The sequence below is a fragment of the Thermosulfuriphilus ammonigenes genome (assembly GCF_011207455.1).
Taxonomy (GTDB): Bacteria; Desulfobacterota; Thermodesulfobacteria; order Thermodesulfobacteriales; family ST65; genus Thermosulfuriphilus; species Thermosulfuriphilus ammonigenes.
In genome coordinates, this window is record NZ_CP048877.1 from 9,899 (window position 1) to 32,144 (window position 22,246).

Annotated in this window: 17 protein-coding genes; 5 read left to right on the forward strand and 12 right to left on the reverse strand. The window is 48.5% G+C overall.

From position 1 onward, the window contains the following. Positions 1–18 precede the first annotated feature (18 nt). Positions 19–615 (forward strand): IMP cyclohydrolase, encoded by a 597-nt coding sequence (locus G4V39_RS00055; protein WP_166030979.1) that lies wholly within the window; start codon positions 19–21, stop codon positions 613–615. On the opposite strand, the gene G4V39_RS00060 is transcribed toward G4V39_RS00055, so the two are convergent. The 12 genes from G4V39_RS00060 to G4V39_RS00115 all read right to left on the reverse strand — a co-directional run bounded on the left by G4V39_RS00060 (position 596) and on the right by G4V39_RS00115 (position 16,494). Further along, positions 596–1,789, reverse strand: coding sequence for a hybrid sensor histidine kinase/response regulator (locus G4V39_RS00060; RefSeq protein WP_166030980.1), 1,194 nt, complete (start codon positions 1,787–1,789; stop codon positions 596–598). The two genes, G4V39_RS00055 and G4V39_RS00060, sit on opposite strands and share 20 nt — an antisense overlap. Next, entirely contained in the window at positions 1,771–4,464 is a 2,694-nt protein-coding gene (locus tag G4V39_RS00065; RefSeq protein WP_166030981.1) for a response regulator, read from the reverse strand. Before G4V39_RS00065 ends, G4V39_RS00060 begins: the two co-directional genes overlap by 19 nt. Then, positions 4,454–5,347, reverse strand: a complete 894-nt coding sequence (locus G4V39_RS00070) for a CheR family methyltransferase (protein WP_258557815.1) — start codon at positions 5,345–5,347, stop codon at positions 4,454–4,456. Before G4V39_RS00070 ends, G4V39_RS00065 begins: the two co-directional genes overlap by 11 nt. Further along, positions 5,313–6,674 (reverse strand): HDOD domain-containing protein, encoded by a 1,362-nt coding sequence (locus G4V39_RS00075; protein WP_166030982.1) that lies wholly within the window; start codon positions 6,672–6,674, stop codon positions 5,313–5,315. The genes G4V39_RS00070 and G4V39_RS00075 overlap by 35 nt, the downstream gene beginning before the upstream one ends. After that, entirely contained in the window at positions 6,671–8,167 is a 1,497-nt protein-coding gene (locus tag G4V39_RS00080; protein ID WP_166030983.1) for an ATP-binding protein, read from the reverse strand. Before G4V39_RS00080 ends, G4V39_RS00075 begins: the two co-directional genes overlap by 4 nt. Positions 8,168–8,245: 78 nt before the next feature. Further along, the gene (locus tag G4V39_RS00085; protein ID WP_166030984.1) at positions 8,246–8,896 is read right to left on the reverse strand and encodes a response regulator; all 651 of its coding nucleotides are present in this window, start codon (positions 8,894–8,896) and stop codon (positions 8,246–8,248) included. A 207-nt stretch (positions 8,897–9,103) separates the two neighbouring features. Then, positions 9,104–9,706: a putative metalloprotease CJM1_0395 family protein gene (locus tag G4V39_RS00090; protein ID WP_166030985.1), complete on the reverse strand. Its 603-nt coding sequence runs from the start codon at positions 9,704–9,706 to the stop codon at positions 9,104–9,106. A gap of 1 nt (position 9,707) precedes the next feature. Next, on the reverse strand, positions 9,708–11,135 hold the full coding sequence (fliD, locus tag G4V39_RS00095; protein ID WP_166030986.1) for a flagellar filament capping protein FliD: 1,428 nt from the start codon (positions 11,133–11,135) through the stop codon (positions 9,708–9,710). A 16-nt stretch (positions 11,136–11,151) separates the two neighbouring features. Next, complete coding sequence (fliT, locus tag G4V39_RS00100) at positions 11,152–11,463, reverse strand: flagellar protein FliT (RefSeq protein ID WP_166030987.1); 312 nt, start codon at positions 11,461–11,463, stop codon at positions 11,152–11,154. Then, complete coding sequence (gene fliS, locus G4V39_RS00105) at positions 11,456–11,860, reverse strand: flagellar export chaperone FliS (protein ID WP_181494242.1); 405 nt, start codon at positions 11,858–11,860, stop codon at positions 11,456–11,458. Before fliS ends, fliT begins: the two co-directional genes overlap by 8 nt. A 154-nt stretch (positions 11,861–12,014) precedes the next feature. Then, positions 12,015–14,300, reverse strand: coding sequence for a flagellin N-terminal helical domain-containing protein (locus tag G4V39_RS00110; protein WP_166030989.1), 2,286 nt, complete (start codon positions 14,298–14,300; stop codon positions 12,015–12,017). 172 nt (positions 14,301–14,472) lie between these two features. Next, complete coding sequence (locus G4V39_RS00115; RefSeq protein WP_166030990.1) at positions 14,473–16,494, reverse strand: tetratricopeptide repeat protein; 2,022 nt, start codon at positions 16,492–16,494, stop codon at positions 14,473–14,475. Between the two features lie 164 nt (positions 16,495–16,658). Here G4V39_RS00115 and G4V39_RS11355 point away from each other — a divergent pair, with 164 nt between their 5' ends. Genes G4V39_RS11355 through asnB form a run of 4 tightly spaced genes read left to right on the forward strand, consistent with a single transcriptional unit; the run spans position 16,659 to position 22,245 of the window. After that, the gene (locus G4V39_RS11355) at positions 16,659–18,209 is read left to right on the forward strand and encodes a Gfo/Idh/MocA family oxidoreductase (protein WP_166030991.1); all 1,551 of its coding nucleotides are present in this window, start codon (positions 16,659–16,661) and stop codon (positions 18,207–18,209) included. Continuing rightward, positions 18,206–19,129, forward strand: coding sequence for an NAD-dependent epimerase/dehydratase family protein (locus tag G4V39_RS00125; RefSeq protein WP_166030992.1), 924 nt, complete (start codon positions 18,206–18,208; stop codon positions 19,127–19,129). Before G4V39_RS11355 ends, G4V39_RS00125 begins: the two co-directional genes overlap by 4 nt. Continuing rightward, on the forward strand, positions 19,126–20,238 hold the full coding sequence (locus G4V39_RS00130; RefSeq protein ID WP_166030993.1) for a DegT/DnrJ/EryC1/StrS family aminotransferase: 1,113 nt from the start codon (positions 19,126–19,128) through the stop codon (positions 20,236–20,238). Before G4V39_RS00125 ends, G4V39_RS00130 begins: the two co-directional genes overlap by 4 nt. After that, complete coding sequence (gene asnB / locus G4V39_RS00135) at positions 20,239–22,245, forward strand: asparagine synthase (glutamine-hydrolyzing) (RefSeq protein ID WP_166030994.1); 2,007 nt, start codon at positions 20,239–20,241, stop codon at positions 22,243–22,245. It abuts the gene before it with no gap. Position 22,246 lies beyond the last annotated feature (1 nt).

A 22,246-nucleotide genomic window follows, 5' to 3' on the forward strand; every position in this document is an offset into this window, starting at 1 on the left:
TCTTTAGAGGGGGTAATCATGATAAGACGAGCCCTGATCAGTGTAACGGACAAGACCGGAGTGGCCTCTTTTGCCAAAGCCCTCCATGAGATGGGGGTGGAGATCATCTCCACTGGAGGTACCGCTCGGGTTATTCGGGAGGCTGGCGTTCCGGTAACTGATGTCTCTCAGGTAACAAAATTTCCAGAGATGCTCGATGGTCGGGTAAAGACCCTTCATCCGGCTATTCATGGAGGTATCTTGGCTATTCGGGAGAAATCGGATCATATGGAGGCCCTTCGCGAGCATGGTATCGCACCTATCGATTTGGTGGCTGTCAACCTTTATGCCTTTGAAAAAACGGTGGCTTCCGGGGCCGATCTGGATACTGCCATCGAGAACATCGACATCGGAGGCCCCACGCTCTTAAGGGCCTCGGCCAAGAACTTCCGTTATGTGACGGTGGTGGTAGATCCGGCCGACTACGAAATGGTCCTCAAAGAGATGAGAGAAAATGACGGCCAGACCACCTTGAAAACCCGCTTTCTTTTAGCCCGCAAGGTCTTTGAGACTACAGCCGCCTATGACCGAGCCATCGCCCAGTATCTGGCCGGTATCAATGTCGAGGGTATATAGCCTGAGGAGGTTCTGGGGGAAGGAAAAAGTAGAAAATCACCCCTTCATTACTTTTGGGGGCTGGAGAGACCAATCCCAACCTTCCCCCAAGGGCCTCCAGGACCAAACGGCAAAAATAAAGCCCTAGGCCAATGCCTCCCTTCTTTCCTCCGGAGGGTAACTGGACAAAAGGTTCAAAGACCGTTCGTTGAAGTTCGATAGGAATTGGTGGGCAATGATTAAAGATACTGAAGACAATCCCCCGAGCTGAGTCCTGGTTTATGAGGTTTGAAAGGTGGGCCTCCTCAAGCCGGAGATGGATGTCACCACAGCCATACTTCATGGCGTTGGCCAGAAGATTATCTATTACTCGGGTAAGAAGCCTTCGGTCACTGAGTATTTGCTGATCTCCGGAGAGATTCTCAAAGACAATTTGGCGTTTTTGTTCTTTTGCCTGTTGTTGATATAGGGCCACTAAGTTTTGAATGACTTCATCTAAGCGTACCGGTCTTATCTCCGGTTTGAGCCTTCCATCTCTGGTGGCCGCCAGAATGAGAAGATCCTCCAAAAACTGCCTTTGGCGATTCAGCACCTCATAGACTAGAGAAAGCCAGCGACGGTGTCGGGAGGAAAGATTCTCCTGGAGGATGAGATCCAGATAACCCATGGCCACCTGGAGAGGATTTCTCATGTCATGGACGATCATGTTGGTAAAGCTGATCAGGGCCTTAAGCCTTTCTTCCTGCTCTTCAAGCCTCTCTTCTAGGGCCTCTTTTTGGTGTTTTTTGGTGATTAAGACCTGAATCTTCTGTACCAGCAGGCGGTGGTCAATGGGGCGGGTGAGATAATCGTCAGCCCCGGCTTCCATCCCCAAGATGGCATCGCTGACCTCAAGTCTCTTGGAGGTAATAAGCACCACGGGAATATCCCTTAGTTTGGGATCTTTTCGCAGAAGTTGGCAAAAGTCATAACCAGAGATCTCGGGCATCATTACGTCGCAAATGATAAGATCCACCGCCTCCCGGCGGAGGATGTCCCAGGCCTCTCCGGGGCAGGAGGCCTTGATTACCCTGTAGCCAGCTCCGCAGAGAACACCCTCAAGGAGAAGGAGATTGTCTGGATTATCATCTACCACCAGAATTCGGGCTCCTTGGGGCCCGGCTCTTTCCTGATGGTCTAATTTTTGGGGAGCCATTTGTAGACCACGTTGATCAAATCTTCGGGAACAAAAGGCTTGGCAATGTAGTCATTACAGCCGCTGGCCAGGATCTTTTCTCGATCTCCGGCCATGGCCTTGGCTGTCAGGGCTATGATGGGCACGTCTTCCAGACCAGGAAGCCTTCGGATGAGTTGCCCCGCCTCCAGCCCACTTATCTCTGGCATTTGAATATCCATAAGGATGAGATCGGGCCTTTCCAGTGAGGCCAGCTCAATGGCCTCTCGTCCATTTAGGGCCCGGATGATCTTGAATCCATGTCTTTTAAGGATCTCTTCGATGAAGTATTGATTGTCAGGGTTGTCTTCGGCCACCAAAATCTTTCTCCCTCCAGGTCGTATCCTGGCCGGTGGTGGCTCCTTGACAAGCTCAGGGGAGGCCATGGAATCAAGGGCCTTCTTGATCTGATTTATTAATTCCTCCCGACCAATGTTTCCTTTGTAAATGATTCCTTGAATATTGCCCTTAAGTTCCCGAATTTGGGCTTCATTTAGATCCATAGAGGTGAGAACTATAACCGGGATATCAGCTATCTCGGGGTCTTTAACCAAGTGCTCCAGAAAGGTGAAACCATCCATAATAGGCATTTTGAGATCCAGAATGATGAGATCTGGTCGCTTTTCTTGGGCAATCTTAAGCCCTCCTTGGCCATCAAAGGCAAAAAAGAGCCGCCATCCGGTGCTCCTTAAAAGAACCCCCAGTTCCCGGATGACGATCATATCATCATCTACCACTAAGACTTTTTTCTCTTCACCGGAGGTTTTCACCTGGGGATCAACTTCTTTGTGTAAAGCCTGTTTGACCAAAGCCTTCCAAGATTCATCCGATGGACGTCTCTTACTGCGGCGATCTCGAGGAAGGGTGAGACTGAAGACAGACCCCTTACCGGGCTGGCTTCTTACCGAGATCTCACCTCCTAAAAGCTCGGTTAGCTTTTTGACAATGTGAAGTCCCAGACCAGAGCCACCATATTTACGAGTAATAGAGCCATTTATCTGGCGAAAGGCCTCAAATATAACCTTTTCTTGTCCTGGTGGGATACCAATTCCTGTATCCCTCACCTCAAAGCAGACAAAATCCCGCTCCGGCCCTTCTTTAAAGCGGATCTTAAGTTCCACCTCCCCCTCCTCAGTAAACTTCACGGCATTGGAGAGAAGGTTAATTAGAATTTGGCGGAGTCTTTTCTGGTCGGTGACTATAGTTTTGGGGGCCTCTTGGCTAGAGAGAATGAACCGGAGATTCTTTTTTTCCGCCAGGGGGCGGATGCTGGATTCAACATCTTTAAGAAGGTCATCCAGGGAGAATTCAGCAAATGAGATATCTATTTTGCCTGACTCGATGCGGTTAAGATCCAAAATGTCATTTATAAGCTCAAGTAGCGAGTTGCCATTGCGGATGATAACCTCGAGATACTCTCTCTGACGTTCCGTAAGGGGGCCAGCAGCCTCGTCAAGCATCAACCTGGCCATTCCCAAGACAGCATTAAGGGGAGTGCGCAGCTCATGGCTCATATTAGAAAGAAATTCACTTTTTAAGCGATTAGCCTCTTCTATTTCTAGATTTTTCTTTTCCAGGACATCCCGTTGAGCGGCCAACTCTTCGGCCTGGGACTGAATTTCTTCGGCCTGGGCCATAAGCTCCTCGCTTTGGGCCTGAAGCTCCTCGTTCTGGAGCTCAAGGAGACGATTCTTTTCTTGAAGTTCAAGGTTAAGTTCCTCAATCTTCTGACGGCTAACAGCATTGAACAAGGCGATAGCCAGTTGGTTAATTAGCCCTTTAAGAAAGGCCTCTTTGGGGGAGAGGTCCTGTATGCTGGCCAGCTCTACCAAGCCCACAAGCTGATCTCCGACCTTAAGAGGAAAGAGGGCCAAACTTCGTGGAGGACTCTCTCCCAATCCTGAGCCAATTCGAAAATAGTCTTCTGGTACCTCTCTCAAAAAGAGAGGACTTCCATCTTTGGCCACCTGACCCGAGAGACCCTGTCCTACAGAAAATACCGGCGGACTTCCTTCTATTCCCCAGGTTGTAAGGGGCTTGAGTAGTTGGTCACCGTCCTGGCCATCAAGAAGATAGATAATCCCCAACTGGCTTTGACTTTCTTGGACAAGCCCTTTTAAGGCCTTATGAGCTAAAGAATCAAGGCGTATCTCTTTAACTAATTCTGTGACAAACTGACTGTAGGCCTCAAGCTCTCTCTGAATAATCTGAAGGGATTGGTTAGTGGCCTCAAGTTGCTGGATAATCTCTACATGTTCTGTAAGATCAAAAGTTATCTCGATTATGCCTATTATTTTGCCTTCAGGATCTCTGAAGGGAGCAGCCATAATCTTGGCCGGAAAACTATGGCCATCAAAGGTTTCTCGGTCAGCATTAAGGGTTACTATCTGGCGCCCGGCTTCTATTTGGCGTAAGGGGCAGAGATCGGTCTGGCAGACTTCAATGGTGCGCAGGAGCTCATAACAATATTTCCCCTGATACTCATCACCGACCACCTTGACAATCTGGTTCATGGCTCGATTCTGGGAGAGAATCCGCCCATTTAGGTCTATAATCCTGGTGGGGCAGGGGGTAGCGTGGTAAGCCTGATCAAGCATGGCATAAGTAAGAAGCCCTTTTTCATCGTAAAGTCCTGAAGAGCGTATGTTATCCTTCATTTTGCCCCCTTTTTCTGTATATTTGGGCTTCTTTGTCTATAAGTTCAAAAAAATCACCGAGTTCTGGACAAACTGACTCTGCCTTACCCAGCACCAGAAAACCCTCAGGAGCTAGAGCGCGGTAAAGCTTTTTTAGGACTCGTCCTTTAAGGGTCTGGGAGCAATAAATAAGAAGGTAGCGACAGAGAATCAGCTGATATTCGTGGTAGATCCCTGGTGGCGGTGAGGTTGTTTGGGGGGAGGTAACATCATGATGGAGAAAATCAACCATTTTTTGGATCTCCGGGCGGACCTGAAAAAGAGGTTTGGGGCCAGATAAGGGAATAAAGTATTTTTCGATGATTTCCGGGCTGACATCTTTCAAAGCCTCGGGGCCAAAGACACCCTTTCTGGCTGAATCCAGGGCTTGTTGGTCTATATCGGTAGCAAATATTCGGCAGACGATCTCCTCCAAGAGGAGGGCCTCTTTTAGCTCTTGGATCAAAATGGCCAAGGAGTAAGGCTCTTCTCCACGGGCGCAACCGATGCTCCAGATGCGGATCAGTCCGAAGTCCCTTTTAGCCTGTCTGAAAAGCCCGGGCAGGATCTTTTCCTTTAAAAATTCAAAGACCTCTTTGTCCCGAAAGAAGCGACTCACTTTAATGGTAAATTCTTGGGCTAAGGCTATTCCCTCAGAGGGGGTGGTTTTAAGAAAATCCAGATATTCCTCAAGATGGTTGCAAGCCGCCAGGGCCATCCTTCTGGCCAGACGCCTTTTAAGGGTGTTGCGATTATATTCCCGAAAGTCGATCCCAATTTGCATCCGGACCTCCTGGAGAATGGCTTCCAGGATTTCCTCACTTTTTGAGTCAGAAAATAGTGTTAACCAGCCCACAGGCCTCATCCAAAATGGAATCCATGTCGTCTAGGGACAGGATCTCCATCGCCCTAGGATCAAGAGGATTAGAAAAACTACCCTGCCCCCCACTTACCCCTAGATAGGAGGCGACAATATTGGCCAAATGAACTACAGCTGCTACCTCAGGGTTTGAGGGGGCCATAGAAGGCTCATGGTGGAAAATTATGGCCTCAAGCAGGGCCGGGGGGAAACCCCATCTTTGGGCCACAATCCCCCCCACGGTAGCATGGTCTGTTCCTATGAGCTCTCTCTCAGCCTCTAAAAAGAGCCGATTGTGAAAAAGAACCAGGCGGATGATTTGATCAAAGAGATCGCGGGCAAACTCGTCTAGGAGAATCTTGCCTATATCATGGATAAGACCAGCGATATAGATCTCTTCTTTTTCCTTGATTCCTATTCTTCGGGCTATAAGCTCCGAGATCATGGCACAGGCTAAGGCGTGGCGGAAGAGTTCTTTTCTCTCAAGCTGGTAGCCAGGTAGGTCACGATCATACACACCCGCCAAAGCCGAAACCATAACCACCCTTCGGAAGGTCTCTAGCCCCAAAAAGGCAATAGCCTGGGAGAGAGATGAAACCTTTTCTTTGAGACCATAGAAGGCAGAGTTGGAAACCTTGAGAATATTGGCCGTTAAGGCCTGATCTTTAAGGATTTCTTTTTCAAGATTCTTAAAATTTACGGTTGGATCACGGGCTAACCTCCAGACTTTAAGAGCCAATTCTGTTTGAGGATGAAGACGGTCGATCCTTTCTTCAAGCCTTTGAATCTCCTCAATAAGTGGGGTTTCCTGAGGGACGGGTCCCTTTATGGCCTTTCGGGATGAAGAAGTAATTTTTACCTTAAGGGTGTTCAGATCAAGCAGGAGACGGCGAGGAAAGTGTCCTCCTACATCTTCTCTTATTACTGGGATGGCCAGTTCTTTTAGGTATCGTCGGCTGGCTAGAGCGTTTCGGGCCCCTACAGCATGACGATCTGGTTCCCTAAGTACCGAGGCGCCTCCAGTAACCACGGCTACCAGATCTTCGTTTTTTCCCCCAAGGGCTAATATCTCTTGGTAGAGAGCTTGAATCCCGCTTCGGACATATCTATAGGGGTATTCAGCTTCTTTCTCTGGTGATCCCTCCGGAAGGATGGCGTGGAGAAGTCCTCCGATGTTTCTTTTAAGATCATAGATAGCCACTCCTACACAGGCGCCCAGGATGGTTTCAAGGATCAGGTTTTTCCCCCAGGCTGCTTCTCCTGGTGATACTAATACCGGACTTCCGGTAAAAGGAAAATCTTCTCCATGGAGAGACCCCACTTTCAGACTCATATAGGAAACCCCACTTCGATTTTGGTTCCCTCTCCAGGACGGGAATGGATTTCAAAGGTGGCTCCTACAAAGCAGGCCCTCTGCCTAATACTCATCAGGCCATAGCCTCCCGGACGTTGCTGGTTATTCTCTTCTTGAGGATTGAAACCAATTCCATTGTCCTCAATAGTTAAGAGAATGCGCTTACCGTCTCTTTTTAAGCGGATACTGACCGAATCTGCCCGGGCGTGTTTTATCACGTTACTCAGGGCCTCCTGAGTAATGCGATAAAGGATGATTTTGTAGGCTTCAGGGATGGCCTCTTCCTCCACCTCGAAGAAAAGTTGGCAGGTGAGATTAGTTCCCGAAGTAACATGATCGATATACCAACGAAGGGTGGCTTCAAGCCCCAGATCGTCAAGTAAGGGAGGACGGAGATTGAGAATGATATGCCGTGTCTCCTGCATAACTTTGTCTAGAAGTTCCAAAGCTTCTTCGATTTTGGGAGCCTCAAGCCCTCTTCCTTGTTGATGACTCACCAGTACGTGCTCCAATGTATATCTCACCGCGCTGAGGACTTGGCCTATACCGTCATGAATCTCCATGGAGATTCGTCGACGTTCGTCTTCCTGGGCCTCTAGAAGGCGGTAGGTCAGGTTTTGAAGCTGTTGTTTAAGACGAGAGATGAGACGATAGTGGGAGTTGCGAATATCTTCGGCAGCCCGCTGGATTATCCTCTGGCGGACTTCTTGGCTGATGTCTCGAATGACACCGCAAATACTTTCAGGTTGTCCGGTCTGATCAAAGGTGAGGCTGGCATAGATAGCCCCCCAGAGAGGCCGCCCTTGGGGACCACGGAATCCCATCTCCACTCCCTTGATTATTTCTCCAGAAAGGAGTTGCTGGACCATTTTTTCCCAGGCTGAAACATCCATGGCAAAGGAGGCAAGCCTCTGGCCGTTAAGCTCATTTTGGCCCAGCCACTGCCTCAGAGCCTGGTTGACTGAAAGGAGGTGACCATCTGGTCGGGGTTCCATACGAAAGATCGGCAGCGGGAGGTGATCAAGGAGCCCCAAAGGGTTGAGTTCTTTGTAACCATCAACCTCCTTTAAAGTGTGGAGCAGGTAGCGCCCTCGACCTTCAGAGTCTCGGAATTTTTTAAGCAAGATAAGATATAACCCCCCTCGCCAGAAAAAGGGGATCCGTAAAGCGGGAGTACCCTTTTGGGAAAAGGGGCAGCTTGGGGGACGCTGATTTGTTCCGTGGATCAGCTTATAACAAGAGGCTCCTAGAATCTCCTGACGAGGGAGCCGGAGGCAATCTTCAAAGGCCTGATTGGCTTCGATAATCATCCCCATTTCGCTGGTTAGAAAGGCGGGCTCTGAGAGGGTGGTAACCTTACTGAGGAGTTTATTAAGGGGGACCTTCTCTGCCTGGGCCCAAGAAGAATCCTTCTCTTTTATGGCCTGTGTGGGGCGAGAAAGGCCTTTTTCAGAAGATTCACTAAGCACCATAATAATTTTTTACCGTCTTTGTCCCCCCTTGGGAATAAACAGGAACAAACAATGGCTCTAAACACTGATTAGGTCTCTTTACTGAGGAGGCCACCCCACCTTGTGAAGAAAGGAGAGCATTTCCAGTCGATTCTTCACTCCTAGCTTTTTCATAATGTTGGAGAGATGAACCCTGACGGTATGGGGACTTATACAGAGAATCTGCGAGATATCTCGGTCACTTTTACCTTCGGCCAGAAGATTGACAATTTCCCGTTCTCTCTTTGTCAGCGACTCGAGGGGAGTCTTGTTAATGCTTTTTTCTACCCGTAAGTAGCCATCTACCACTTGGTCTGCCACCATAGGGCTCAGATACCGATGTCCAGAGACCACAGCCTTGATAGCCATTTCTAACTCGGAAAAAGAGGCGCCTTTGAGAAGATAACCGTCCGCTCCGGCCTTAAGGGCTTGGTAAATGTATTCTCGATGACAATACATAGTTAAAACAATGACCTTGGTTTCAGGACAGAGACGCTTGATCTCCTTTGTGGCTTCTATGCCCCCTAACCCCTCCATCCGGATATCCATGATGACCACCTGGGGTTTTAACCTGGCAATCTCACTAATAGCTTTACGGCCTTCATCTGATTCCCCAACGACATTGAAGTCGGGATTAAGGGAAAGTAGCCCTTTTAGGCCTTCTCTGAGAATGGTGTGATCATCTACTAGAAAAATATTGATCTTAGCCAAAATTACCTCACCTTGACAAAGTCTGTCTTATAATCGACGTTTGACCCCAATTTTTAAATAGTCTCATTTAAGTATATTGATCTAAACAGATTAGTAAACATTAGCGCCGGGAAGGAAATAGGTCTGAAGACTTAGGAAATATTCAGATAGATTTTGGAAGGCCATAAAACCAGAAAGAGAGTCAAATCTTTAAAAAGATAGAATAATTTAAATAAAAAAACTTATCAACTCCCCTGGTACTGGAGCGGAGACCGACGAGGTAGTGTATTTACCCTGATCAGCCATCTGTCTTTTTTCTATAAGTTCTTTTAGAATCTCCTCAAGGGCCTCTCTTTCTTTTTGGGAAGCTTTAGCAGCTACCCGATAGTCTTGGGGGGAAGGATTGGCAGGGGCCAGAGCGGCTCTTTTGACTTGTCTCATCTTAGCAAGTGTGGCCCTCGGATCACCCGGGATACTGCTGGTGTCGATGGAAACCTCACCGCCAACAGCATATTTTCGGCCATCAGGCCCGGTTCGGTACTGATAATGGGGGCCACCTCGCACATACTGGCCACCTACAGTAAGATGGGCCATCTCATGGGCTCTTACTTGGGCATCGATTTGTTTGAGGCGACGAATTTCGGCAAGTTCCTCAGGACTTAAAGGTTGACCGTCTTTGCCCTTAACCCTAGAAAGGGAGAGGTGGTCAGAGCTCTTCGGGGCCTCAGACGAAGACTCTTTGACCCTCTGGAAGGTGGCTTCCCTCGGAGATTGTTCCGAGGGAGAGGAAAAGACCCTTATGCTGGCAGGGTCTATCTTTCGGAGCTCCATTCTATGATTTTTGGCCTCCTTTAGCTATGGCAGTGAGCAAATCTATCTGCCGGCTCAGGTAATCTGAGGTCTGCTGATACTGTCCAAGGATAAGTTCAAGGTTATTAAATTGTTTCCTTAATCGCTCTTCATAACGGCTGATCCGCTCCTCAAGGACTTCTTTTCGCTTGGCAATCCGGTCAAGGGACTCCTGGATTCCATCTTCACGGCTGGTGATAGCTCCATCTGTTTCATTAAGGAAGGAATCAAGGGTACTGTCCAGTTTGACCATCAAACCATTGGTACTATCAGTAAAAAGGGTGGAAACCTGATCAGGATAGTTCTGGAGGACTTCGGTTAGACGAGTGTCGTCTACCTCAAGCTTTCCATCTTCGTTAAAAGCAATTCCAATGGCTGCCAAACTGTTTACTTCTGCCGGCAAAGAGGTTACCTGAGTGGTGGTCACCCGCTGAAGCCTGGTTCGCATCATGGTGGTGGTAGCGTCTCCAAATAGGGCCCCCGTCTCCCCAGTAGCTGCGTCGTATTTTTGGAGTTCCTGAAAGGCGGAGACCACTCCATTATAAGCCTCCACAAAGGTCGCCAGCTTTGCCTTAACAGAGGCTATATCCCGGGAGATACTTATAGTGACAGTCTTGGTGGAGTCTGCGGAGACTAGGCTTATCTCCACCCCCTCGATAAGATCACTGAAGGTATTAGAGGAGCGATAAACAGTGAGACCATCAAATATAAGTTCGGCATCTTGGGCCGCCTGGGTTTCGGTCATGTTGGTGACCGAACTATTATAAGCCAAAGCCGAAAGGCCGGTGGTATCCTGCTCATCTGGGGCTTCATTAAATACGCCGTCACCGTCTTCGTCTATATCGATGGTGATGGTATTACTTGCCCCGGTCTGGTTGGCCGAAAGAAGGAGGTAATAATTGCCTGTTCCGTCGTTAACAACCTGGGCACTTACTCCGGCATTGGCCTCGTTTATGGCCTGAGCAATTCCCGAAAGGGAGTTGTTGGTGCTGGTGATTTCTATATCAACCGGGGTTCCAGAGCTTACGGTGATCCTTAAGGTTCCGGTGCCTATGGTGGCCGTAGAGGAGGAAAAGGCAGCGCTTTGGAGCTTTTGAGAGGTAGCCAGGCGGTTGACAGTAATTTCATGGCTTCCGGGTAAAGGGGTGCCGGTGGTTGAAACAGTAAGAATACTCTCATCAGAACTTGAGGCCTGATAGGCCTCAAAGGAGCTAGAATTTTTTAAGCTTGAAACCTCACTGGCTAGGGTATTTAGGGCTGCCCGTAAGGTTCCGTAGGCACTCAGTTTTACATTGTAGATCTCTTCCTGGTTCTCCAGGAGCTTTATAGGACGCCGCTCAAGCTCCACCAATTGTTGAATGATGTTGTCAACATCTAGGCCGGATACCAGACCACTTACGCTGATAGCCATAGGCACTCCTCCTTTTTCAAAGGGCCCGATACCCTTCGTAGGCCTTGAGAGCCTCTTTTTTTCGGGGAATCTGGGAGAGCTTCTGGGCTATGGCCTTTTTCTTCTCTCGAGCCAGTTGCTCTACGCTCTCCTCAAGGGCCCGGAGTTCCTTTAAAAAGGGGAGCATCTCTGGCCCTAATAAATCTTCTCTTTTTCTCAATTCTTCATAAAGGACAGCCCTTTGAGACATAAGGGGATTTAACTCTTCATATCGATCTTGGTTGAGGAGTTCGCCTATTTCCTGAGAAAGAGAAATTAGCTGATTTAAGAGGCTATAGAGGTTATTCATTTTCTTTTTCCGCCTTTCTTTCCTGTTTAACGGCCTCTTTCCAGGCCTCGTAAAGAATATTCAAGACCTTTTCGACATTTTTAAGGTGAGAGACTTCATTTTTGAGATTGGCCCAGGTGAGCTCCTGCTGGATAAATAGATAAAGCCCTTCAAGGTTGGCCACCAGCTCTTCCTGGAGGTTGCGATCCAGGGCGGCATTAAGCTCTCCGACAATGGCGATGGCTTTGGTAAGGTGTCTCCCCTTTTCGGCCATATTTCCGGCTAAAATGGCCTTGGTAGCCATACGGACAGATTCCAGTAGCCCCTCATAGAGTTTTAAAAGAATCCATCCTTTATCGGTAAAGGTGGTGGTTTCGACTTGTTTATATGTGGCAAGCGCCATGGCTGGGTTAGACATATAACTCCTCCTGGAACTCTCTAATTGATTATCGGCATCTCCGTTTTAAAGCCTGAGTCTGGATACACTTCTCCCTCTTTCTAGAAAATGCTACTTAAATGTAGATTAGAGCCAATTCCGGGGCACGGGAGCCCCCGTGCCCCGGTCTAAGGCCTTATCCCTGGAGGAGGGAGAGGGCCGCCTGCGGCAGCATGTTGGCCTGGGCCAACATGGCTGTTCCTGCCTGCTGCAGGATCTGAGCCCGGGTGAGCTCGGCCGTCTCGGCAGCGAAGTCGGCATCCAGGATCCGGCTTCTGGCCGCTGAGAGGTTTTCAGAGACGTTGGCCAGATTGGAAACGGTGGATTCAAGACGATTCATCACCGCACCAAACTGGCTTCGGATGTCACTTATCTGTTGGAGGGCCTCGTCGATAATATCAATGGCCTTCTGGGCCCCGGCCTTGGTGGAGATATCGATACTCTGGACGGTGCCAAAGTCGGCTTCATCAAAGCCGCCCACGGTGGCATCTTCACCACCGATACTGATGGGATCGCCGGTGAGACTCTCAAGGGCTACCGTTCCCTTGAAGTAATAGTAACCCACTGAAGAGTCGGTGGTGTCGACACCATCATGGGTGAAAAGATCGACGTTATTGGTATCAAGGCTGGTGCTACCATCTGAGGCCGTACCATTAAACTTGAGCCGGATATTCTGACCATATTTGGCCTCAATGATCAAATGGCTGGTACCATCACTCTGCTCCTCCATATAGGCCCTGATACCCGCCAGACGATAGGTTCCACTGGAGACGGCCTGCTGGATAGCGTTGTTAATGGCTCCAACCAGCACGCCGGTGGAGTCATCAGCCTCGATATCGGCCTCGATTTTTACCGTGACACCGTTTATCTCAAAGATAATGGAGTCGGAGCTGCTGGCATCAACGGCATTCACCCGACCCAGATCAACCTTGGTATAGGCTGTAGCCTTGACCACGTCTTTAAGACCCTCGGTGTTGTTGATCTTTCGGGCGATAGCCACTGCCGACCAGGCATCGGAGGAGTCGCCAGAGCTGGTGGTGTAGGCAGCCGTGAGGAACACCTCGCTAGTGGAGGAGTCCTCGTCAATGTTCCAGTAGGCATCGCTGGTAGAGGTGCTGGTAAGGGTGTAACCCACGTCACCTACTTTGATGGTGATATCACCGTTATCAATGCCGAAGGTAGAAGAAGTGAATTCGGTGTTGGTGAAGGCCGTATCTGCCTCGTAAGTTCCTTCAGCAAACCCGGCGATGTTAGGACCTGGTCCGGAGATGACAATGTCTTTTTGGGAGCGCAGGGTTACCGAACCCCGGATGACAAAATTATCTCCATTGTCGAGGTTATAGACGTTGGAGAGCCCGCTATCAGTGGTGAAGACATCTTCTCCAGCCCCAAGAGTGGCCTCGATTTCGATGTTGCGGCCATCGATGGACTTAAGGGTGATCTTATAAGGAGCCGTGGTGTTACCGGTGGCAGCGTACTCGGCCATAACGCCGGTGGAGTCACTGATTTCATTTATGGCCTCAACCAGATTCTGGGCGACGGTGACAGCTGAAGCATTTACTGTTACCGCCCCTACATTGACCCCGTTGATCACCAGGTCGCCGGCCTCAAGGTTATCTGTTCCGGCGGTGATACCGAAACTGACCTCGGCCTGGTTGACCACCGCCCGGACACCGGTTTTCTCCGCATAATCGTTGATGGCCGCTGCCAGAGCGATAGCGCTGGCCGCATGGTCGGTGGTGGAGTAGGGGTCGTCAGAGGCCCGGGTGCCCCGAATCTCATAACCATTGATAACCAGATCCCCATCCTCAAGGGCGGCGAGGCTTCCAGCGTTGGCCGGTTTGCCTATTCCAGGTCCGGAGTTGGTTACACTTACCAGACCAAACTCACCAGTCTGGGTGCCGCCGGTGGCTCCAAGCTTGTAGGCCTGGACAGCGGAGAACTTGGCCTCGATAGTCTCCCTGGAGTTAGCCCCAACCTGGAACTCGGCCTTTGTCAGGCTACCATCGAGGAGTTTAATCCCCGAGAAACTGGTGGTGTTGGCAATTCGGTTGATCTCTTCAATCCTCTGTTTGACCTCGAGCTGGAGCGAAGCTCGATCCTCGTCGGTGGCATCATCGTTGGCTGCCTGGACAGCCAGCTCCCGGATACGCTGGAGCATGTTAGTGACCTCATCCAGGGCCCCTTCAGCCGTCTGAAGCATGGAAATACCATTGTTGGCGTTACGGATGGCTTGGTTAAGACCCCGGATCTGAGCGGTCATCCTGGTGCTGATGGCCAGCCCAGCGGCATCATCCTTGGCGCTGTTGATCCTCAGGCCTGAAGAGAGCCTCTGAAGTGAACGCTGAAGCAAACTCTGGGTCTTGGTGAGATTACGCTGAGCGTTTAGTGAGGCGATGTTAGTGTTGACAACGATAGGCATGGTTACTACCTCCTCCTTGATTTTTGTTGGGCGTCCTTGCCCTTTAGTTAGGTGGTGCTTAAGAGCAATCTTTTAAAAACCTATGAACAATCCCGGGCTATCACCTCCTTAACTCTCTAATCTTTCATCTAGTAAAGATGGTCGGCTGGAAGGCAGGGAAACTTTAAACTTTTTAGTGGGTTCCACAGGCAACCTTATTCTTGGCCCAAGTCTCTATCTGGGAGAGAAATTCTGGTTGATATTGGATACCAAGGTTAATCCCTCTTTGGATAAGGTTAAGGACTCTTTCCACCGAGACTCGACGACCGTTTTGGATAAGATCTTCAATAAAGACCGGATCCGGATATACTTCGCGGGCGATCTCTAAGGCCAACCTAGCACATCCCTTTTTGCCCTGATCCTGATAGTTTCTCTTAAGCCCCACCAGGAAGGCAGCCAGTTCTTCAAGGGAGTTAAGCTCTACATGAGCCTTAAAGTCTTGGGCCTCTAGGCTTTTATCCAGCCACCGAAGACACTCTTCAAGATTTCCTTTCTGGGCTGAGATAAGGGAAGCAAATAGCAGGGCCTCTTCATTATTGGGTTCGATTTCGATGAGTTTTTCAAACATCTTCTGAGCTTCATCTAGATTCCCGGTCTCAAATAACATCTGGCCTAAATTAAAGAGGGTCTCTTCGTGGAATGGGTCTTCAGCAAGGGCCTCTCGATACCAGTTTTCAGCCTTTTGGAGGTCTCCAAGTTGATGATAAGCCACCCCTAGGTTACAGGCGTAGGCCGGGATCTTTCTCTCCAACCAGAGTTCTTGCAGAAGAGCGATGGCCTTACGGGGCTCTTTGTGGGCCAGATAATATTCAGCTAACTTGGCCCGCCATAGTTCCTTCCCGGAGATAGCGGCTAGTTTTTTTAGACAGTCAATTACCCCCTTTAGGTTCCCTCGGGCATCTTCTACGGCCATTTTGATGTGCCAGAACCCTTCATCTTGGGGAAAGTCTTTTAGGGCTTTGTTTACATAGTGATCAATTATCTCTACATCCACTTCCCCTTCGGCATCACTGGCCACCAGATGGTGCATTACTTTGGCATAGGTCTTTTCGCTTCGGTCCGCAGAGACCACAGCATCGAAATAGCGGCGAGCTCGGGACTTATCCCCAAGTTTTAGGGCCGCTAGGGCCATAAAAAGCAGAGCGTGTACTTGCTTGCCGATGGAGTAAACCAGATAGGCCTTGTAGAGAAGGTGGTCTTTAAACCCCACTCTCATTTGTTGGTTGTAGTAGGAAAGAGTCTCCAGGAATCTTTCTCCCCACTTGATGGCCCCTGGAAAGTCTTTTTCCATGAAGCTGGCATAGGTCAGAATCCAGAGGGCATCCACATATTTAGGATCCATAGAAAGGGCTTTAAGGGCGATCTCCTTGGCCCTTTTAAAGTTGCGAATGTTAAGATAGGCCGCTGCCGTGGCGTAAAAGGCGTTTATATAAACAGGGGGAAACTTCTTTTTCTTTTCTAGGAGTTCGATGAGCCGTTCACCGTATTCGGTAGCCCCGGCTGGCCGGCGGCACATATTGTAGATGTTTACTAAATTAAAGAGGGTAAAGAGATTATCCGGCTCCTCTTCTAACTGCTTGTGAAGCAGACCGGCGGTGCGCTGGAATTTTTTCTCTAAGCCCGCCTCATCAAGATCATACCCATAATGATAGATGGTTAAATCGACATCGGCAGTGGGTCCATCGCCTACTAATTGGTTATGAACGAAGCCTTCATAATGAAAAGTTCCGTCATTCGTAAACATCCGTACAGATTTCATGGCCATCCGGAGCTCACCACTGCGACTTTTGTCTACCACGGTGAAGCGAAGACTTTTGATCCCCTTGGGAATAGAGGCTAGCGTCTTTCGGAACCGACGGGCTGAAAGGGCATCGAGTTCTTCGTCGGCATCCATGATGAGGATCCAATCTCCGGTGGCGTAGGAGATGGACTGGTTTCTGTGGAGACTGAAGTCATTCTGCCAGGGATGAAAAAAGACTCGCGCTCCATAGCTTTTGGCAATTTCGGGGGTTCGGTCTTGGGAGCCAGTGTCAACAATGACTATCTCATCGACCACATTTTTGACGCTTTCCAGACAGCGAGGAAGATTCTCTTCTTCGTCTTTGACGATCATGCATAGAGAAACCCGGGGTTTAGACTGTCCTTTTCCGGCCATTTATTCCTCCTGGATACCTTTGAACTTGGTTGAGAAGTTAAAGAGCAACTTTTGTTCCTGAAAAACCAGGCCTCTTACTAACAGAGATCAGTATTGGCATGTTTTTTGGTTTATTAGAGATTTTTCGGAAGAGGTCTAAGACCTGTTTAAGGAGGAGATAGGCGTTGATTGGTGTCATTGGTGCGGGTTACTGGGGTAAAAATCTGGTGCGTAATTTTTATTCCTTAGGGGTTTTGAGCGCGGTCTGTGACAAGGATTGGGAAAACCTTTCCCGGGTGCGGCAGAACTTTCCGGAGATAAAAACCACCACTTCTTACACGGATATTCTCTCCAACCCCAACATAAAAGGGGTGGCCATTGCCACCCCGGCAGAACTTCACTATCTCCACGTAAAGGAGGCCCTGCTTGCTGGTAAGGATGTTTTTGTAGAAAAACCCCTGGCTCTAGACTTCACTCAGGCCAGGGAACTTTGTGAGTTGGCTGCCTCAAGGGGGCTCATCCTTATGGTTGGGCACCTGCTTCAGTATCACCCGGCTTTTCAGAAACTTAAAGAAATGGTCGCTTCTGGAGAGCTGGGGCGGATTGACTACATCTATTCTAATAGACTTAACCTCGGCAAGATTAGGCGAGAGGAAAACATCCTTTGGAGTTTTGCCCCCCACGACATCTCAATGATTCTCTCCTTGGCTGGAGAGATGCCCGAGTCAGTTTTTGCCACCGGGGGCAATTATCTTCATCGGCAGATTGCCGACGTAACCACCACTCACCTCGTCTTTCCCAGTGGGCTAAAGGCCCATATTTTCGTGTCGTGGCTTCATCCCTTCAAGGAACAGAAGCTGGTAGTGGTTGGTGAGGGGAAAATGGCCGTTTTTAATGATACCGAGCCATGGGAACGCAAACTTCTTCTTTATCATCACTCTATTGCCTGGAAAAATGGTCTTCCCGTACCTATAAAGTCGGAACCCCAGAGCATTGAGATAGTAAAGGCCGAACCTTTAAGGGAGGAATGTCGTCATTTTCTGGATTGTATTACCTCCAGAAAGTCGCCCCTTACCGATGGCCAGGAGGGGCTCCGGGTTCTTTCTATCCTGGCCGCGGCCCAGGAGTCATTGGAGGAAGGAAAGTTCATCCATCTACGCACCAATGGATCAAATAAGGGCTATTTTGTTCATGAAACGGCTGTAGTGGATCGGGGAGTGGAAATAGGCGAGGGCAGTAAGATCTGGCACTTCTCCCACATCCTTCGAGGGAGCCGGATAGGTGAAGGATGCATTATCGGACAGAATGTGATGATCGGCCCAGATGTTTCAGTGGGTCGGAAATGTAAGATCCAAAATAACGTTTCTGTTTACAAAGGGGTGACTCTTGAAGACGAAGTCTTCGTTGGCCCTTCGGCTGTTTTTACCAATGTTATCAACCCCCGGGCCTTTATTGAACGCAAGGATGAATTTCGTCCCACTCTAGTTAAGAGGGGGGCCACCATAGGGGCCAACGCCACCATTGTGTGTGGAATAACAATTGGTGAGTATGCCATGGTGGGGGCCGGGGCAGTGGTTACTAAAGACGTTCCCCCTCACGCCCTGGTAGTAGGGGTGCCGGCCCGACAGATAGGCTGGGTGTGCTGCTGTGGTTTTCGTATGGACAATGGAAAGCAAAGGTGTCCACAGTGTGGGTTTGAGATGGGAGCCAAAGTGCTCGAGGGAGGCCAAAGGTGATCCTCATAACAGGGGCTTTAGGGTTTGTGGGGCGGAATCTAGTTTTGAGGCTTCTTGAAACGGGGCGAGAGTTTGTGGCTACAGACACTTGGCCGGAGAGGGAGGCCAGAGAAAGCTTCGGGGGTTCATTCCCTTATCAGAGCCTTGATATTACCAATGCGGAGGCGGTGGAGACGGCCTTTTCTCAAACATCTCCACAATATGTGATTCACCTTGCCGCCCATCCCCTGCCGGCCTCGATTAAAGAGCCGGTAAGCAATGCCCAGGTAAATATTATCGGTAGCCTTAATCTGCTCGAGGCCTCCAGAAGACATGAGGTAAAAAGGGTAATCTTTGCCTCAGCTTCCTCCATTGTCGGAAAGGTGGAAAGAAATCCTGTCTCTGAGGATCAGCCATGTCTTCCTCAGACTCCTTATGGGGTGGCTAAGTACGCTGTAGAACACTATTTGCGAGTATTTAATCAACTCTACGGTCTGGATTATCTTGTTTTCCGTTTTTTTAACGTCTACGGTCCCCATCAGCGTCCAGAGAGCGGGGCACTCGTACCGCTGGTTATGAGCCGGATTATTCGAGGAGAAGAGGTCTTTGTCTTCGGAGATGGTTCCGTGGCCCGAGACTTCGTCTTTGTTGACGATGTGGTGGACTTCTTAATCAAGGCCCTGGAGGTAACCACCCCCACTCATCGGGTTCTTAATCTGGGGACAGGAAGACTGACTACAATCGCTCAAGTGATCGAAATGATCGGTAAGGTGGTTGGTTGCCGGCCTAAGGTGGTCCAAAAAACCCCAAGACCGGGGGAGATAACCAATTTCTCTGCCGATACATCCAGGTTGCGAGAGGTCTTTGGGCAAGTCCCGTCAACGGATCTTCTCTCCGGGCTCCAAAAGACTTTCCATTGGCTAAAGGAGGAGATTGGGTGAGTGAAAAGATTTTTCTCATGCGTCCTCTGGTGGGCCAGGAGGAGCTGGATCTTATCGGTGAGGTTCTGGAGTCAGGTTTTCTTACCGAAGGACCTCAGGTGGCGGCCTTTGAGGAGAAGGTCGCCGCATATCTTGGTGTAAAGTATGCCATTGCTACTACTTCCTGTACCACAGCCTTGGAACTGGCCCTTTGGGCTCTGGGGATAGGGCCTGGGGATGAAGTCATCATTCCCGATTTTACCTATCCGGCCACGGCTTTGGCCGTCTATCGTCTGGGGGCCACTCCAGTCTTGGTAGATGTGGATCCGGATACCTATAACATTACTCCTGAAGCTATAATCCAGGCTCGAGGTCCCAAAACCAGGGCTGTAATTCCTGTTTCTCTCTTTGGGCAGCCCCTTTCTCAGGAGATATATGACACCTGTTGTCAACTGGGGCTTTGGGTGATTGAAGATGCTGCCTGTAGTCTAGGAGCGGCCATTCAAGGAAAGAAGACTGGGACTCTGGCTCATCTAACCTGTTTCTCCTTCCATCCTCGTAAGGTTATCACCACCGGAGAAGGGGGGATGGTGGTTACCAATGATGAACATCTGGCCGAAAAAATTCGTTCTCTTAAGAGGTTTGGTCTGCGGCCGCTGAAAACGGGCCTGCATTTTGTGGACTGGGGAACAAACTACAAAATGAGCGACGTTCAAGGGGCCTTAGGAGTGGTCCAGATGGAGAGACTGGAGGCCATTGTGGAAGACCGAATCAAAAAGGCCTCATACTATCAGGAACTTCTTTCCGGACTTTCGGGAATCCTTCCTCCCAAGATAATTCAGGGGGGCAGGCATATCTTTCAGACTTACGCTTGCAGGCTTTCTGAGCCTCAAAAGCGAGATCCTTTAAGATCTTTCCTTGCCAAGAGAAATATTGAAACTCAGATAGGTACCTTTGCCCTTCATCTTGAACCAGCTTTTTTAAAAACTCCTAGGGTGGGAGATCTCTCTAATTCTGAACTTCTTTATCATTCTTTGATAGCCTTGCCCCTTCATCATCAACTAACTCCTGAACAACAGGAACAAATAGTAGCCTGTATTAAGGATTTCCTAAGGGAGGATCAGACTTAGATGTGCGGTATCTTTGGGGCTGTTTCCCTGGGAGAGACCGCCTTAAAAGATGTGGATTTTAAGTCTCTGCTGGATATTTTAGAACACAGAGGGCCCGATGACAGTGGCTTTGTTTTCATCGATTCAGGCCGCTTTAATCCCCGGGGGTACACTATCTGGGAGGCCTTTTCCGAGAGTCGCTTCTCTCATTTGTCTCCTCTCCTTCCTCTCATAGATTCTCCGGCAGGAAGTAAGGCAATAAAAGAAGGACACTGGGATGTTTTTCTGGGCCACAGACGCTTGGCCGTTATCGACCCTACTCCTACTGGGCATCAGCCCATGTCTGATCCTAGTCGAACTTACTGGATTATTTATAATGGTGAGATCTATAATTTTTCTGAGATTAGGGAAGAATTACTCAAACGAGGATATCAGTTTCGAGGTAGAAGCGATACTGAAGTCGTTTTATTCTCTTACATAGAGTGGGGCGCAGAATGTGTCAAGAAATTCAATGGTATGTTTGCCTTAGCTATATGGGATGGCAAACGAAGAGAACTTTTTTTGGCCAGAGATAGATATGGTATTAAACCTCTATATTATGCTATATGGAATGAACTATTTCTCTTTTCTTCCGAAATAAAAGCTATTTTGGCATGGCCTGGATTCCCTCGAGAAGTTAACCTTACTGCCCTTAATGAATATTTTACCTTTCAGAATCTTTTTAGATATCATACTCTATTTGATAAGGTTTTTCTCCTCCCTCCTGCTAATATAGCCTTTGTCTCATACGAGAAAGGTTTTAGACAATATTCTTACTGGGATTATCATTTTGTAGCCCAAAATGGCTCTCGTCAAGAAAAAGACATTCTTTGTGATTTGCATGATCTTCTAAAGCAGTCCGTTAAGAGACAGTTAGTTTCAGATGTTCCTTTAGGTTCTTATCTCAGCGGAGGAATGGATTCAGGAAGTATTGTTGCTCTCGCATCGCAAGAGATTCCACGTTTGGCTACCTTTACCGCTGGCTTTGAGGTTTCACGAGCTGAAGGAATAGAAAAAAGCTTTGATGAGCGCCGAGATGCAGAGCTTATCTCTTATCATTTTGGGACAGAACATTATGAACAGGTCATTCATGCTGGCGATATTTCGTGGGCCCTTCCCAAGGTTGTCTGGCACCTGGAAGATCTTCGTTTAGGTATGAGCTATCCGAATTTTTATATCAGTCGTCTAGCATCAAGATTTGTCAAGGTGTGCCTTTCTGGTGGTGGAGGTGATGAACTTTTTGGAGGATATCCTTGGCGATACTATCGAGTTTTTCGCTCCCTTTCTCGTGATGATTTTTTGAGACAATACTATGACTTTTGGCAACGATTAATAAAGGATGAAGATAAACGTATATTTTTCCATTCTCAAATTTGGCAAGATACTTTTCGCACAGAACCTTTTGAAGTTTTTTCTCAAGTTTTTACTTATAATCCTCTTCTTAAATACGATTCTCCCGAAGATCATGTTGCTAATTGTCTTTATTTTGAGGCCAAAACTTTTTTACATGGCCTATTTATTGTGGGAGACAAGCTTAGTATGGCTAATTCCCTGGAGGAAAGATTCCCTTTTATGGATAATGATTTGGTTGATTTTGCCATGCAAGTTCCCGTTAAATTTAAGTTAGGTAATTTAGAGAAGATGGTAAAAATGGATGAAAATGAGCTAAATAAATTAAAAAAATACTATTTTCAATTTGATGATGGGAAAAATATTCTCCGTAAGGCCATGTCCAGTCTTCTTCCTCCTGAGATTACCTGGCGACGTAAACAGGGTTTCTCTCCTCCCGAGGCCTCCTGGTATCGAGACGAAAATGCCGCCTATGTTAAAAAGCTTCTTCTCGATTCTCAAGTAAAATACAAAGACTATATAAACCAATCTTATCTGGAGAACATCCTAAGGGAGCATTTTTCTGGTAAAACTAACCATCGTCTCTTAATTTGGTCTTTGCTTTGTTTTGAAACCTGGTTACAGGTATTTTTTGATTAAA